Source organism: Ningiella ruwaisensis, from assembly GCF_004798935.1.
GTDB classification, from domain to species: Bacteria; Pseudomonadota; Gammaproteobacteria; order Enterobacterales; family Alteromonadaceae; genus Glaciecola; species Glaciecola ruwaisensis.
On sequence record NZ_RAHT01000005.1, the window covers coordinates 309,062 to 323,720 of the forward strand.

Below are 14,659 nucleotides of genomic sequence, written 5' to 3' on the forward strand. Positions count from 1 at the left end.
TTGCATGTAGAGCCTGTTTATCTGTGACCAATATTTGGATTAGGCCTACAATTGCCGAGAACACAATCTATAAACAAAAATAAACACCTGCTAATGAAATTTGCTATGATCAAAACTTAAGCTGTAAACGTTTGGAAAGCATGACCTTATTTAGTCGAATTTTAATTGCCGTTTTAAAACCCGTAATGCTTGGCATTGTGGTTGCTGCCATTTTGCTCGCCTTTTTTCCGGAATTCCGGCAAGGTGCGGGTTTGGATTTAAACATTTTCAAAAATAGCCAAACGATACCGCCTCGAATGAGCTATTACGACGCGCTTGAAAGAAGTGCGCCTGCCGTAGTCAATATTTACAGTATTAGTCTGGAAAACGACAATCGAATATTTCGAAGCCGTCGAACTTACGAACGCACATCGCTAGGTTCTGGCGTCATTATGAGTGACGATGGCTATCTGCTGACTTGTTATCATGTTATACAAAATGCCGACAGCATCTACGTAACCTTGCAAGACAGTCGTTTGCTGCAGGCCCAATTAGTGGGTTTTGATGAAATTACCGATTTGGCTGTATTGCGTGTTTTTGCTGAAGATCTCCATGTCATCCCGCAAATGGAAAACCCTGATTTGCGAGTGGGCGATGTTGTGATGGCAATAGGCAACCCTCTAGACCTTGGTCAAACCATTACATCAGGTATCGTTAGTCGTGCCGGCTTAAGCACGTTTTCTACATTCTTTGATTTTATTCAAACCGACGCTGTGCTTAATCAGGGAAATTCTGGCGGAGCTTTGGTTGACAGCAACGGTTATCTTGTAGGGATCACCAACGCTAACTTTAAAACTATTGACGAGCGACGCAGAGTCACAAGTGTTGATGGTGTTAATTTTGCTGTACCTTATGAATTAGCAAGACGGGTTATGGACGAAATTATACTTAACGGTAAAGTTACCCGAGGACAGTTGGGGTTTACCGGCGGTGAGCTAAGAGACAACCCCGGAATAGTAGTTGATTCAGTTAGCACGAATAGTCCTGCCGCGGCAGCGGGACTACAAGTCAACGACATTTTATTAGAAATCAATGGAACCGAAGTGAATAGCGCGGCAAAAACGCGAGACTTGATTGCTGAAACTAAGCCCGGCTCAGAAATGACCTTGGTCGTGAGCCGAGATGGTGAAATTATTGAAATGACAGTGGTCGTTGGTGAACTTTTGCCGCAAATGATCGCGCGCGGCTAACACCGCACGCCACTAGGTAGTTTCTTTTTTTAAATTGTTGCTTAACCGTGAACCCGTTCGATATTAGCGCCTAGCCCACCAAGCTTTTCTTCAATGCGCTCATATCCTCTATCTAAGTGATAAATACGGTTTACCGTTGTTGCCCCTTCTGCAACAAGTCCTGCGATTACTAAACTTGCGGATGCTCGCAAATCAGTCGCCATTACCTGAGCGCCTTTTAATTTAGAGCCGCCAGAGGTCACCGCATTATTCCCTTCTAAATCAATTTTTGCTCCCATGCGCTGGAGTTCAGGAACATGCATGAAGCGATTTTCAAAAATGGTTTCGGTTATCACACCAGCCCCTTCAGCTAAGGCATTTAAGGTAACAAACTGAGCCTGCATGTCAGTAGGAAAACCAGGATGTGGCATGGTTTTAAGTGATACGGCTTTTGGTTGCTTGCCTTGCATGTCAAGCTCTATCCAGTCATCCCCCGTTGTAATCGTCGCGCCTGCTTGTTCCAATTTACTTAGCACTGCATCAAGCGTATGTGGCGCAGCTTTCTCACAACGAATACTGCCTCTAGATATCGCCGCTGCGACCAAAAATGTGCCTGTCTCAATTCTGTCTGGCAAAATGCTGTATTCACAACCATGCAAGCTTTCAACACCTTCAATGGTAATATTATCTGAACCTGCTCCCGACACCTTTGCGCCCATCGCGTTTAAACAATTGGCTAAATCGACAATTTCAGGCTCCCTGGCGGCGTTTTCAATAACGGTGGTGCCGTCTGCAAGTGCCGCTGCCATCATAAGGTTTTCAGTGGCTCCAACGCTCACAATATCCATAAAGATACGCGCACCTTTCAAGCGACCATTTACCGATGCCCTGATATACCCTTCTTCAACATCAATCTTCGCGCCCATTTTTTCCAATCCGCTTAAATGCAGATTGACCGGACGCGCACCAATGGCACAACCACCCGGGAGAGAAACGTTTGCCCTGCCGTGTTTGGCTAAAAGAGGACCCAAAACCAGGATAGAGGCTCGCATGGTGCGAACAAGCTCATAAGATGCGGTGATGCTATTTAAGCGACTAGCGTCGATTTCTACGGTGTTTTGTGCCGTTTGATTCGTAGATGCGCCAAAGTCCTTAAGCAGTAACAAGGTCGTATTGATATCGCGTAAGTTGGGCACATTTGTATATGTGCAGGCAGAGTCTGCTAACAAACTAGATATTAAAACGGGAAGCGCCGCGTTTTTTGCACCTGATATGACAACCTTGCCCTTCAATGGCGGGCTTTTTTTGATGACCAATTTATCCACGATATTAATACCTAATCTTTGCTTTGCTTATACAACTTTCGCTGTCAGCTATTTTTATTGATTGAAAAGCTTTTCTCGCTGCCACTGTGCGTTTGAGAACGTTTTAACAGAAAGTGCGTGAATAGTGCCATCGGCAATCTGTTTGGACAAGGGGGAAGAAATCATTTGTTGGCGTTTGACGCGAGACATTGTCTCAAACTGATCGTCAACAGCAATAACTTGATAATGGGTGCCTTCGCTTTTAACGAATACTTGCTCTATACCGGTCGCTTGTTTTACTAAATCTGCGACTTCTTCATTTGTCATGTAGTGCCTCTTTTTGCTGGTTTGAGTTATTCACTGGTACTAAGCAAAGCCTCGGCGTTGCTTAACTTAGCTAAATCAGATAATTTTTGAGGGATGTGTAAAAAGCATACCCTAACATCGCGTTTATTGAAATCACGTACCGCGTTTATCAACCAAGCCAATCCTGCGGTATCGACACGCTCTACCTGATTCAGGCTGATATCCACTTTTTTCGCTTTGTCAATTGTTGTGCAGTCTTTATTGCTCAACATAGCAATCAGGTTCTGAGAAAGCGTATCAAGTGTTAACTCACCCTTCAGTTTTATCAGCGCCTGATCCTTATCAGAAAAACTCAACTGCACTATTCGTCTTCCTCGTCGTCTTCCTCATCACTAACCTCGGGAGCGGGTGCTTCACCATCGCTTAACTTAATAGGCTGATTGATGCTTTCTCTCATATTTGCAATGACTGCTTGTATTCCGTCTTTTCGAAGCATACCTTCAAATTCGCTTTGCTTGGAAGAAAGCAGAGAAATGCCCTCCGCAATCATGTCGTATGCCTGCCACTCGCCGCTCTTGCGATCTTTACGTACTTTAAAAGCAACTTTGATATCCGGTCGGTTTCCGTCTTTGATAGTGGCTCTCACAGTTACATCGGTGCGATCTTCGTAGTCAAAAGCGGGTTCAAACTCCACCACTTGGTCATCATAATACCCCATTGCTACGGCGTAACTTGTGATCAAATACTGTCTGAACACCGATACAAACTCCAGTAAATCCTTCTTCTCGGTTGTTCTTGCATACTTGCCAAGCACTTTGAATGCACTAAAGCGGTAATCGATATAAGGAAGTAACTCTTCTTCCATGATAGTGCGCAAAATCTCAGGGTCCTGCTTGATGTTTTCCTGCTCAGCTTTGATCCTGTCGAAGGTTTTAGAAGCCACTTCTTGTACCATCATATAAGGGTCAGTCATGTCTACACTATCTGACTTTTGCTGCGCCGTTGCGTTAGACAACCCGGTGGCAACGATGAGCAATGCAGCACACAGGCTGGTAAAGCCTTTATGTAATTTGGACCAATATGTCATATTTTGTACTCTGTTACCTAAACTTATCATTCTATATATTCTCTTAAACAAAATTAGTGGCTTTCAACACACAAGTGTTTTTTTGTCGCTACCTTTAGTCGCTACCTTGGTTAAACAAAAATTGACCAATCAAATCCTCTAATACAAGCGCGGATTTGGTATCGAATATTTCTTCGCCCTCAGTTAAATACGGGCAGTTTTCATATGGTGCTGATTGGCAAACACCATCTTCCTCAATCATTTCCAAATCTTCCGGAAAAATAAAACCCGGTTGCAAACCAATGAACTGTTCGCCTAACAAACCAGAAGTCAAAATTGAAAGACTGCTGGTATCAGGAAAAGTCTGCTCATATTCTGACGATATTTCCAATTCGACCATGGGAACCAGATCTTGTTCATTCAGATATATACGAGATACTCGCCCCACTACCACGCCGCCGACTTTTACTGAAGAACGGGGCTTTAATCCGCCGATGTTATCAAAGCGAGCCGTTAGCTTATAAGTCTCTCCACCACCTGCCATGCCCTGATTGGCCACTCTCAAAGCAAGCAGTAATGCAGCGCCAATTGCCAAGGCGACAAAAATTCCTACCCACAATTCTGTTCGTTTGCTAATCATTCATAATCCTAATAAATAAACGCACTTAGCTAATACCAAACATAAGCGCAGTTAACACAAAATCTAGTCCCAAAATAGATAAGGATGAGAAAACGACTGTTTGAGTCGTTGCCTTACTGATACCTTCGGAAGTTGGAATACAGGAATATCCCTTGTACAGCGCAATCCAGACGACGACTAGCGCAAATACTATACTCTTGATAACACCATTGACGACGTCTTTATTCCATTCAACAGTCGACTGCATGATTGACCAGTAACTTCCTGAATCAACGCCAAGCCAGTCCACGCCAACAACATGCCCGCCTAAAATACCGACCGCTGAAAATATCAAAGCTAGCATTGGCATACTGATCACGCCTGCCCAAAAACGAGGCGAAATTACGCGTCTTAAGGGATCAACCGCCATCATTTCGAGTGAACTTAGTTGCTCTGTAGCCTTCATTAGTCCAATCTCAGCAGTTAGCGCGCTTCCTGCACGACCGGCAAACAACAATGCCGTGACAACAGGACCTAACTCTCGCAGTATGGATAATGCGACCATTGGCCCTAAACTTCCCTCAGCGCCATAGTTTACCAAGATGGTATAACCTTGAAGTGCCATAACCATGCCGATAAAAAGTCCCGACACCATGATTATCAGCAGCGACTGAACGCCAACGACGTACATTTGCTCAATGGTTAATTTGATATTTTTCCATTTCGGGAACGCGAAAAGTGCTCCAAAAAGCATAATACTGGACGCGCCGACTGAGGACACTTTTTGAAGCGTTGAACGACCCAAGTCATGCAAAAAACTCATGCTTTTGCTCCAATCAGACTGTCGCTGATATTGTCTGCCGGAAAATGGAAAGGAACAGGGCCATCTGCATTGCCATTTAAAAACTGCTGGACGAGTTCAGATTCTGAGTCTTTAATTTGCTCAGGTGTGCCTTCCCCAATGATTTTTTTATTTGCCAGAATATAAACATAATCGGCAATAGTGAGTACCTCACTGACATCATGCGTGACTACAATTGAGGTGACGTTCAGCGCTTTACTTAAGGATTTAATCAGTTCGACTAAAACGCCCATCGAAATCGGATCCTGTCCGGCAAAAGGTTCGTCATACATTATTAAATCTGGATCTAATGCAATTGCGCGAGCCAGTGCAGCGCGCCGCGCCATACCACCAGATAATTCACTTGGCTGCAAATGCGCAGCACCGCGAAGCCCTACCGCTTCAAGCTTTAACATGACCACGGTGCGAATAATGTCTTCGTCAAGTTTGGTATGTTCGCGCAACGGAAACGCGACGTTGTCAAAAACAGACATGTTAGTAAATAAAGCCCCGCTTTGGAAAAGCATGCTCATTTTGCGTCTTAATTCGTAAAGTCTATTGCGAGAGACACCGTGCACGTCTTCTCCCTGAAAAATGACAGAGCCTTTGTCTGGTGTCAGTTGCCCGCCGATGAGCTTAAGAAGTGTCGTTTTTCCGATCCCGCTTGGCCCCATGATGGCAGTAATTTTACCGGTTTTTACTTCAAGAGAAATACCGTCATAAATCACCCGCTCAGCACGGCTAAAAGTCATGTTTTTTACGCTTACTATATGTTCAGACATCTTTTTGCTTACGATACAAACCAACCGGCCAGGCCTGGATAGTTTGAGCGCCTTATTTCCTTTTTATTTCTATCTCGTTCCAATACCCAAGAACATTACGTAGTGATCATTAAATTTTAGTCATTCACAGTGCGGGAGATATGACAATGATTCGGCGAGATAGTTAGAGCGTGTTTACCTTTGTTCATTAATTGTGTTGGGGTCTAAAATTGGCGAGAACAAGGCATTACTAATGAAGTTTGGTGATTCCAAACGAATTAGGAATAACGCAGTTATCGCCAATTTTAGGCCCAACCCGCAGGGCAGTGGCCATTTACTTGCTATACTGCCCAAAAATCCGCTTATTTGGAAGCACCAAACTGCGCAAATTTTTGATTGTCTAGCAAGTAAATGGCCTACTGCACAATTAATAAACAAAGGTAAACACGCTCTAATTAGCTTCCAGAAGTAATGATATTTTAGCCTTTTTCAAGTCAATCTGCCGTATAAAAATGCACTATTTTATCTAATTTGTTGTTATAGCTTATTTCTATGAACATAATTGTGGGTTATTACATCTAAAATGTTACAATTTGCGACACGTATTTGGTATGTCGCTCATATAATTAGAAGAAACCTGTGGTAATACATTTTATAATCTTTATTGTTGGTCTTGTAATTTTAAGCTGGAGTGCTGATCGTTTTGTCTACGGCGCATCAGCGCTGGCAAAAAACATCGGTGTTTCGCCCATGATGATTGGTCTCACAATCGTCGCAATGGGTTCATCTGCGCCTGAAATAGTGGTGGCTGCAACGGCATCGATAAACGGTAATGTGGATACCGCCGTAGGTAATGCAATTGGTTCGAATATTACCAATATCGCATTAGTGCTGGGTTTAACAGCATTATTCAAACCCCTGATGGTCTCTTCAATTACGCTTAAGCGCGAATTACCCGTCTTGCTGGTTATTTCTCTGTTAGCGGTTTATTTTATTGACGATAGCTATTTATCTCGGATTGAAGGGATTGTACTTATTACACTCTTTATTCTGGTTATTGCGGGAATGGCAGTGCTTTCATTCAAAGTTGAGAAAAACGACCCCTTAATCGCAGAGACAGAAACTGAAATACCAAAGGGTGTAACCACTTCCGTTGCCGTATTTTGGGTAGTTGTTGGCTTGATACTTTTACCCTTAAGTGCCAATTTTTTAGTAGACGCTGCGGTGGAAATAGCGCGCTATTTTGGAATAAGTGAACTGGTAATAGGCCTGACCATAATTGCAATAGGTACGTCGCTACCCGAACTGGCAGCAAGCATAGCAGGAGTAATGAAAGGAGAGGATGACCTTGCGCTTGGCAATATCATTGGCTCAAACATTTTTAACCTGTTAGCTGTGTTGGCCATGCCAGGACTTATTGCACCAGGATTGCTTGATGAAAACGCGGCCAGTCGGGATGCGATGGTGATGCTTGGCCTTACAGTGCTATTGTTTGTATTTTGTTTTAATATTAGAGGCGCAAGTAAGCTAACTCGCATAGAAGGCGGCGTTTTTGTGCTGGCCTTTATCGCTTATCAAATTTGGTTATTCAGTTAAATGACGTATTTAGAGTCCGCAAGGCGCACCTTCGAATTACAAATTAATTCACTTCGCCAATTAAGTGATAAACTTGACGTTAGCTTTTCTCGTGCTTGCGACTTGCTGCTTGGTTGCAAGGGTAAAGTTGTTGTATCTGGCATGGGAAAGTCTGGACACATCGGAAATAAAATAGCAGCCACTTTAGCCAGTACAGGCACACCCGCTTTTTTTATGCATCCCGGAGAAGCCAATCATGGTGATTTTGGCATGCTCAGTAAAGATGACGTACTTATTGCCATTTCAAACTCTGGTGAAACAAGTGAGCTGTTAAATTTGCTTCCTGCCGTTAAACGTCTTGGTTTACCGATTATCGCGATTACAAACAATCAGCAAAGCAGTCTGACTCGTTTCGCTAACGAAAGTCTCTTTTTACATGTGGAAAAAGAAGCGTGTTCACTTGGCCTTGCCCCCACTACCAGTACAACCGCTACCCTTGTTTTAGGGGATGCATTGGCAATATCGCTTTTAGAAGCGAAAGGCTTTACTGCAGAAGATTTTGCCTTCTCACATCCCGGTGGCGCCCTTGGTAAGCGACTGCTTTTGAAGGTCGAAGATGTGATGGTCACCGGCAATGATGTGCCTTTGATTGCCTCTTCTGCAACACTTGGAGAAACTTTACTGGAGATGTCATCTAAGGGCTTGGGTATTACCGCTGTTACCACAAATGACAAAGTTGTAGGAATATACACAGACGGGGATTTAAGGCGCACCTTTGACAAGCAAATTGATTTACACACCACTTGCGTTAAAGAAGTAATGACCAAAAATGGAATTACTATAGATGCTGACAGCCTTGCAATAGACGCACTGAATTTAATGCAAGAGAAACGAATAAATGCGCTGATAGTTACCGATGCCAACGAGCGGGCGATAGGGGCAATCAACATGCATATGTTGTTGCGCGCCGGGGTGATTTGATGGCAACAGTAAATACGCTTTATGGACCAATTGATGAAGACATCTTGGGCGCTTGTGCATCTTTGAAATTACTCGTACTGGATGTGGACGGCGTGCTTTCTGACGGTGCGATTTACATGGGCAACAATGGAGAAGAACTTAAAGCTTTTAACGTCAAAGATGGTTACGGAATTAAGGCCGTTGCCAAGTGCGGTGTAGACATTGCGGTGATTACCGGTCGGCGTTCAAAAATTGTAGAAGACCGCATGTCAGCATTAAACGCTAAATTTATTGTACAGGGCGAAGAAGATAAATATCATGCGCTCATCGACATTATGAAATCACTGAATATAAGCAGTGAACAGGTTGCCAGTATTGGTGATGATATGCCTGATATGGGCTTGTATAAATTAAGTCACTTGAAAGTTGCGGTAGCAGACGCCCACCCCTTTATTAAACAGCATGCTAACGTGCAGTTAACTCTTAATGGCGGACAAGGTGCTGTAAGAGAGTTTTGTGATTTGATTTTACAGGCAAAAGGCTTACTGGATATGACGCATGGGGCGAGCTTATGAACCGAATCGGTTACAGCGTCGCGTTTATTTTTACCGTGGTTTTTCTTCTATACTTGCCTATTTTGCTCGATGACGATGTCGATACCGAAATAAGCGAAGATGACAGTCCATTGATTCCGAACTATCAGGCAGTCAATTTAAATAGTAAACTCTTTGATAAGTCGGGCAAGCTCAGTCATCAGGTAGCCGCAGCAAAAATGGAGCACTACGATGAGCTCGGTTTTGCTGTTTTCGAAAAGCCTGTGTATACGCTATATATGGATGACGGAGAGCCCTGGCGAATAACGGCTGATGAAGGCACGCTTTATAACAACAATCGCATTCAGTTAGAGAAAAACGTAAAAATAGTGAATCTTCGCACAAGTGAATTTGTCAAAGAAATTACTACCGAATTCATTGAAATCAATTTGCAAGAAAAAACGCTAAAATCTGATCAAATTGTTAATATTAGCGGAATAGACTACCGAGTGCAGAGTATCGGTCTTTACGGCGATTTAGTCACACAACAATATGAGTTAAGAGAGCATGTTCAAACCAAGTTTTATCCAAATCGCTAGCAGCCTTATTCTCTCGTGCTGTATTGGTGCATCTGTGGCACAAAGTACCGATGAGCGCTCTCAGGAAACCGAGGCGCTGCCGATTGATGCGTCTAACAGCACAATCAGTACCGACTTTCAGTTGCCCGTATCTTTGGATTCACGCACACAAAATCTCGATGGGAAAAATAAAACATCAATCTTTATTGACAATGTCATTATTCGACAAGGAAGTTTAGAGCTTCTCGCTGACCGAGTGGAAGTCGATGCAGGAGGAGGCCCTGGAAAGGAAATTATAATGGCAAGCGGCCAGCCAGCAAGTTATAAACAGCGCAAAGACGATGGCACAATGGTTGAAGCCAGAGCGAACGAAATTACTTATTTAGTCGAACCACGAACGATCTCATTAAAAGGCAATGCACTGATTATGCAAAACGAGGTGCAGGTGACAGGTGACTCCATTGTGTTTGACATGACAAAGGAGCAAATTCTCGCTTCAACAGACGATAACAGCGAGCAATCAGTGCGAACTGTTATCAGCCCGGGGGCGTTTGAAAACAAAGATGAAGATAAGAGAGACGACGGCAGTCCTCAGGAAAACGATGATCAGCAAAATAATGATGAGAATTAGCCGTGACCAGTAGTAAGCTTATTGCCAAGCATTTAGCAAAATCCTATAAATCAAGGCAAGTTGTGCGTGATGTAAGCATAGAAGTCGCTACAGGACAGATAGTAGGATTATTAGGCCCTAACGGAGCCGGCAAAACGACCACTTTTTATATGATTGTGGGATTGGTAGCGCTTGATAAAGGCGAAATCTTAATTGACCAGCTCGATATCTCAATACAACCGATGCACGAACGAGCGCGTCAAGGGATTGGCTACTTACCTCAAGAAGCTTCAATATTTCGTAAATTAACGGTATACGAAAACCTGATTGCCATTTTGCAAACCCGAAAAGAACTGAGTAAAGCCCAGCAAGAGCAGCAGGCAGATGAATTGCTAGATGACTTTAATATTAATCATATAAGAAATAATTTGGGCATGAGTCTGTCCGGGGGAGAGCGTCGCAGAGTTGAGATAGCGAGGGCCTTAGCTGCAAATCCGAAATTTATTTTACTCGATGAACCCTTTGCAGGTGTTGACCCTATCTCTGTTAATGATATAAAGAAGATCATATACCAATTGAAAGAACGCGGTATAGGTGTATTAATCACCGATCATAATGTAAAAGAAACGCTTGATGTATGTGAGCTTGCCTATATTGTGAGCCACGGAGAGCTAATAGCATCAGGTAGTTCTGATGAAATTTTAGCCAATCAAACCGTTCGAGATGTTTATCTAGGTGAACAGTTTGCCCTCTAGGTTTATTATCGGCGTATAAAAGAGCGAATCGTAACCAAAGGAAGTGAATGAAACCCTCGTTACAACTGAAGTTTAGCCAACAGCTTACTATGACCCCGCAATTGCAGCAGGCGATCAAACTGTTGCAGCTTTCTACGCTCGATTTACAACAGGAAATTCAAGAAGCTTTAGAGTCTAATCCCTTGTTAGAGATGGCCGAACCCGATTATTCAGACGGCAAAGACAGCGATCAAAAGTCTGATTCTGACAAAAATGACAGAGATGACCAAAGCGCTCAGCTAAATGGAGCCGAATCTGGCTCAAATAATGACAATGAATTATCTGGCTCCGATAATATGGACAGCCATGACGCGCTTGAGAAAGGCGATCTGCCCGATGATTTACCTTTAGACAGTTCCTGGGAAGAATACTTAGGGTCAAGCTCTGCTCCAATACGTATGATTGGCACTAATCCCGATGATGATTATGTCTTTCAGGGCGAAACCTCAGAAACTATTCAAGATCATCTAATGTGGCAGGTTGAATTAACGCATTTTTCTGAATTAGACCGCTCCATTGCAATTGCGATAATTGATTCGATAGACGAATCAGGCTACCTGACTACCAGTTGTGAAGACATATTAGATAGCCTGGATGATGAAGAAGTTGAATTGGATGAAGTGGAGTGCGTGCTAAAACGCGTGCAAATGCTCGACCCCGTTGGGGCCGGCGCGCGCAGTGTTCAAGAGTGCTTACTCATTCAACTCAAACAATTTGATGCCAACACGACCTGGTTAGAAGAAGCGAAAGCGCTTATTCAGGAACATTCTGATCTGTTAAGTAGCAAAGATTATCGAACGCTCATGCGTAAGACCAAGCTCAAAGAAGAACAGCTCAGAGAAGTCATGCGCCTACTTCAAACCTTGAATCCGAGGCCGGGAAGCGCCATATCATCCAGAGAACCCGAATACGTAATTCCTGACGTCAACGTATACAAGAAAAATGGCGTTTGGACCGTCGAGCTGAATAATGATGCTCTGCCTGCGCTTTCTGTTAACGAGACCTACGCAAAAATAGGAAAAACCTCCAAGAATCCGAACGATTCACAATTTATAAAGTCTCATTTACAAGAAGCGAAATGGTTTATTAAAAGCCTGGAAAGTCGCAATGAGACCTTGCTTAAAGTGTCGCACTGTATTGTTTCAAAGCAGCGAGAGTTTTTCGAAAAAGGGCCTGAAAAAATGGTGCCTATGGTGCTCAATGACGTGGCCGAAATGGTGGATATGCACGAGTCTACTATTTCGCGGGTAACCACCCAGAAATATATGCACACTCCACGTGGGATCTTTGAACTTAAGTATTTCTTTTCAAGTCATGTGGCAACAGAGTCAGGTGAAAATTGCTCGTCTACCGCCATTAGAGCATTGATAAAGAAAATGGTGGCGGCTGAACCAGCAAACAAACCACTAAGTGATAGCAAGATTGCGCAATTGCTCGCTGAGCAAGGTATTCAGGTTGCAAGGCGAACGATTGCAAAATACAGGGAATCGTTAAACATTCCCCCTTCCAATCAAAGAAAGAGTCTAATTTAGACGCAACAAGAGGACCTAGCATTATGCAAATTAACCTAACCGGTCATCATGTGGATATTACTGATTCATTGCGTAATTATGTGGACACCAAGTTTGAAAAACTTGAGCGCCACTTTGATCATATCACCAATGTGCATGTAATCTTGAATGTTGAAAAATTGAACCAGAAAGCGGAGGCCACGGTCCATTTAAACGGTGGCGAAATATTCGCCAACGCTGAGCATACAGATATGTACGCGGCGATTGACTCACTTATTGATAAACTTGACCGACAGGTTATCAAGCATAAAGAAAAGCTTAGACGTCACTAATTTTAAATAACACTCTATATGATCATATCAGACATCATATCGCTCGACCGAACGCAATGTTCGGTCGATTGCCATAGTAAAAAGCGCATTTTCGAAATCATTAGCGAGATTGCGATCAAACAAAATCCTCAACTGGATCAAAACGAAGTGCTGAGCAGCCTGCTGAATCGCGAAAAAATGGGAAGTACAGGTATTGGTAACGGTATCGCCATTCCTCACGGCAGAATAGAAGGTTTGAGCCAAATTGCAGCCATTATTGTAACAAGCGACGAGCCCATCGAATTTGACGCGATTGACAACAAGCCTGTTGATATATTTTTCGCGATTTTAGTACCCAATGAAGAGGCAGAAACACATCTTAAAGCGCTAGCAGGGATCGCGAGGAAGTTAAGCGACAAAGAGATTGTAAAAGCAATACGAAACGCAGAAAATAAAAATCAAATCGTCGCAGCGCTTGCTTAAATCTTTAGCATCGCTAACATAAAACCTGATATCTATTCAGACAGGAGCTAGGGATGAAGTTGTTGATCATAAGTGGTCGATCTGGATCTGGTAAATCTATTGCTCTGCGCTCTTTGGAAGATCTTGGTTATTACTGTGTTGATAATATCCCGGTTAATCTGCTCCCTACCCTCACTCATACCTTGGCAGACGAGCACGAACTCGTCGCTGTCAGTATTGACGTGCGCAACATGCCCAAAGCAGAAAAGGAAGTGGCTGAAATACTCGATTACCTGCCGGAATTTTGGGATATCACCATCATCTATATTGATGCCAGTGACGATGTACTTATCAAGCGTTATAGCGAAACGCGGCGTTTACATCCCCTATTTAAAAAATCACATTCTCTGACCGACGCAATCAATGCCGAACGAGAAATTCTGATACCTGTTGCCGAAAAAGCTGATCTGACTATTAATACCGATAGTTTGTCAGTGCATGATTTAGCTGAACTTATCAGAGAACGGGTGTTAGGGAAAAAAAGCACAGACCTTGTCATACTGTTTGAATCCTTTGGCTTCAAATACGGCATACCCAAAGACGCAGATTATGTTTTCGACGTAAGGTTTTTACCCAACCCACATTGGGACCCGGACTTGCGTCCTCTGACAGGTTTAGATGGACCGGTCGAAGTCTTTTTATCCGGACAGCCCCTGGTAATGAAGTTTATTTGGCAAGTGCAGAATCTCATCACGACCTGGCTTCCTCACCTGGAGCGAAACAATCGAAGTTATGTAACTATCGCCATTGGCTGCACTGGCGGACAACACCGCAGCGTTTTTGTCGCCAATTCTCTTGCAGAAGCCTTTAAGGCAACGCATGGAGATGTTCAGGTAAAGCATCGTGAGCTTAAAAAAATTAAAGGTGAGACAAACGGATGACAAAACGTATAAAGCAATCACTCACCATTATTAATAAATTGGGCTTGCATGCGAGAGCCGCAACAAAACTGGTGCAGTTAGCAAACACATTCGAAGCCGATATTTTACTCACTCAGGGAGAAAACACCGCGCCTGCCAACAGCGTGCTAGCGCTTATGATGCTTGAAAGCGGACAGGGCAAAACTATCGAAGTTACCTGTGAAGGGAAAGACGCTGAATCTGCCATGAGCGCCGTAAAGGAACTCGTTCAAAACAAATTTGATGAAGAAGAATAAGCCG

The 14,659-nt window shown here is 43.4% G+C and carries 19 protein-coding genes; 12 read left to right on the plus strand and 7 right to left on the minus strand.

Annotated elements, in window-relative coordinates; translation table 11 throughout:
• The first annotated feature begins 140 nt into the window (after positions 1–140).
• Positions 141–1,229, plus strand: a complete 1,089-nt coding sequence (locus D6V41_RS12360) for a trypsin-like peptidase domain-containing protein (protein ID WP_136251828.1) — start codon at positions 141–143, stop codon at positions 1,227–1,229.
• Between the two features lie 41 nt (positions 1,230–1,270).
• Here the strand turns inward: D6V41_RS12360 and murA are convergent, their stop codons facing one another.
• From murA to D6V41_RS12395, 7 genes are all read right to left on the minus strand, one after another.
• Positions 1,271–2,533: a UDP-N-acetylglucosamine 1-carboxyvinyltransferase gene (gene murA, locus D6V41_RS12365; RefSeq protein WP_136251829.1), complete on the minus strand. Its 1,263-nt coding sequence runs from the start codon at positions 2,531–2,533 to the stop codon at positions 1,271–1,273.
• Positions 2,534–2,587: 54 nt separating this feature from the next.
• Positions 2,588–2,839 carry a BolA family protein gene (locus D6V41_RS12370; RefSeq protein ID WP_136251830.1) on the minus strand — a complete coding sequence of 84 codons (252 nt, stop codon included), beginning with the start codon at positions 2,837–2,839 and terminating at the stop codon, positions 2,588–2,590.
• 26 nt (positions 2,840–2,865) lie between these two features.
• Positions 2,866–3,180, minus strand: coding sequence for an STAS domain-containing protein (locus D6V41_RS12375; RefSeq protein WP_168711024.1), 315 nt, complete (start codon positions 3,178–3,180; stop codon positions 2,866–2,868).
• Positions 3,180–3,905 carry an MlaC/ttg2D family ABC transporter substrate-binding protein gene (locus D6V41_RS12380; RefSeq protein WP_136251832.1) on the minus strand — a complete coding sequence of 242 codons (726 nt, stop codon included), beginning with the start codon at positions 3,903–3,905 and terminating at the stop codon, positions 3,180–3,182. The genes D6V41_RS12375 and D6V41_RS12380 overlap by 1 nt, the downstream gene beginning before the upstream one ends.
• A gap of 94 nt (positions 3,906–3,999) precedes the next feature.
• Positions 4,000–4,524: an outer membrane lipid asymmetry maintenance protein MlaD gene (gene mlaD, locus D6V41_RS12385; RefSeq protein WP_136251833.1), complete on the minus strand. Its 525-nt coding sequence runs from the start codon at positions 4,522–4,524 to the stop codon at positions 4,000–4,002.
• Between the two features lie 25 nt (positions 4,525–4,549).
• Positions 4,550–5,326: a lipid asymmetry maintenance ABC transporter permease subunit MlaE gene (mlaE, locus tag D6V41_RS12390; RefSeq protein WP_136251834.1), complete on the minus strand. Its 777-nt coding sequence runs from the start codon at positions 5,324–5,326 to the stop codon at positions 4,550–4,552.
• Positions 5,323–6,126, minus strand: coding sequence for an ATP-binding cassette domain-containing protein (locus D6V41_RS12395; RefSeq protein ID WP_136251835.1), 804 nt, complete (start codon positions 6,124–6,126; stop codon positions 5,323–5,325). The genes mlaE and D6V41_RS12395 overlap by 4 nt, the downstream gene beginning before the upstream one ends.
• Before the next feature lie 618 nt (positions 6,127–6,744).
• On the opposite strand from D6V41_RS12395, the gene D6V41_RS12400 reads away from it, so the two are divergent.
• The 11 genes from D6V41_RS12400 to D6V41_RS12450 are packed head-to-tail and all read left to right on the plus strand — an operon-like array spanning position 6,745 to position 14,655.
• Positions 6,745–7,701: a calcium/sodium antiporter gene (locus tag D6V41_RS12400; protein WP_136251836.1), complete on the plus strand. Its 957-nt coding sequence runs from the start codon at positions 6,745–6,747 to the stop codon at positions 7,699–7,701.
• Positions 7,702–8,661, plus strand: a complete 960-nt coding sequence (locus D6V41_RS12405; protein ID WP_136251837.1) for a KpsF/GutQ family sugar-phosphate isomerase — start codon at positions 7,702–7,704, stop codon at positions 8,659–8,661.
• Positions 8,661–9,215 (plus strand): 3-deoxy-manno-octulosonate-8-phosphatase KdsC, encoded by a 555-nt coding sequence (gene kdsC, locus D6V41_RS12410; protein ID WP_136251838.1) that lies wholly within the window; start codon positions 8,661–8,663, stop codon positions 9,213–9,215. Before D6V41_RS12405 ends, kdsC begins: the two co-directional genes overlap by 1 nt.
• Entirely contained in the window at positions 9,212–9,772 is a 561-nt protein-coding gene (lptC, locus tag D6V41_RS12415; RefSeq protein WP_136251839.1) for an LPS export ABC transporter periplasmic protein LptC, read from the plus strand. The genes kdsC and lptC overlap by 4 nt, the downstream gene beginning before the upstream one ends.
• Complete coding sequence (gene lptA / locus D6V41_RS12420) at positions 9,741–10,382, plus strand: lipopolysaccharide transport periplasmic protein LptA (protein ID WP_136251840.1); 642 nt, start codon at positions 9,741–9,743, stop codon at positions 10,380–10,382. Before lptC ends, lptA begins: the two co-directional genes overlap by 32 nt.
• 2 nt (positions 10,383–10,384) lie before the next feature.
• On the plus strand, positions 10,385–11,116 hold the full coding sequence (lptB, locus tag D6V41_RS12425; RefSeq protein ID WP_136251841.1) for an LPS export ABC transporter ATP-binding protein: 732 nt from the start codon (positions 10,385–10,387) through the stop codon (positions 11,114–11,116).
• Between the two features lie 47 nt (positions 11,117–11,163).
• Positions 11,164–12,687: an RNA polymerase factor sigma-54 gene (locus tag D6V41_RS12430; RefSeq protein WP_136251842.1), complete on the plus strand. Its 1,524-nt coding sequence runs from the start codon at positions 11,164–11,166 to the stop codon at positions 12,685–12,687.
• 23 nt (positions 12,688–12,710) lie between these two features.
• Positions 12,711–12,998, plus strand: coding sequence for a ribosome hibernation promoting factor (gene hpf / locus D6V41_RS12435; RefSeq protein ID WP_136251843.1), 288 nt, complete (start codon positions 12,711–12,713; stop codon positions 12,996–12,998).
• Between the two features lie 18 nt (positions 12,999–13,016).
• Positions 13,017–13,460 (plus strand): PTS IIA-like nitrogen regulatory protein PtsN, encoded by a 444-nt coding sequence (gene ptsN, locus D6V41_RS12440; protein ID WP_136251844.1) that lies wholly within the window; start codon positions 13,017–13,019, stop codon positions 13,458–13,460.
• 53 nt (positions 13,461–13,513) lie between these two features.
• Entirely contained in the window at positions 13,514–14,380 is an 867-nt protein-coding gene (gene rapZ / locus D6V41_RS12445) for an RNase adapter RapZ (RefSeq protein ID WP_136251845.1), read from the plus strand.
• Entirely contained in the window at positions 14,377–14,655 is a 279-nt protein-coding gene (locus D6V41_RS12450) for an HPr family phosphocarrier protein (RefSeq protein ID WP_136251846.1), read from the plus strand. Before rapZ ends, D6V41_RS12450 begins: the two co-directional genes overlap by 4 nt.
• Positions 14,656–14,659: the final 4 nt, after the last annotated feature.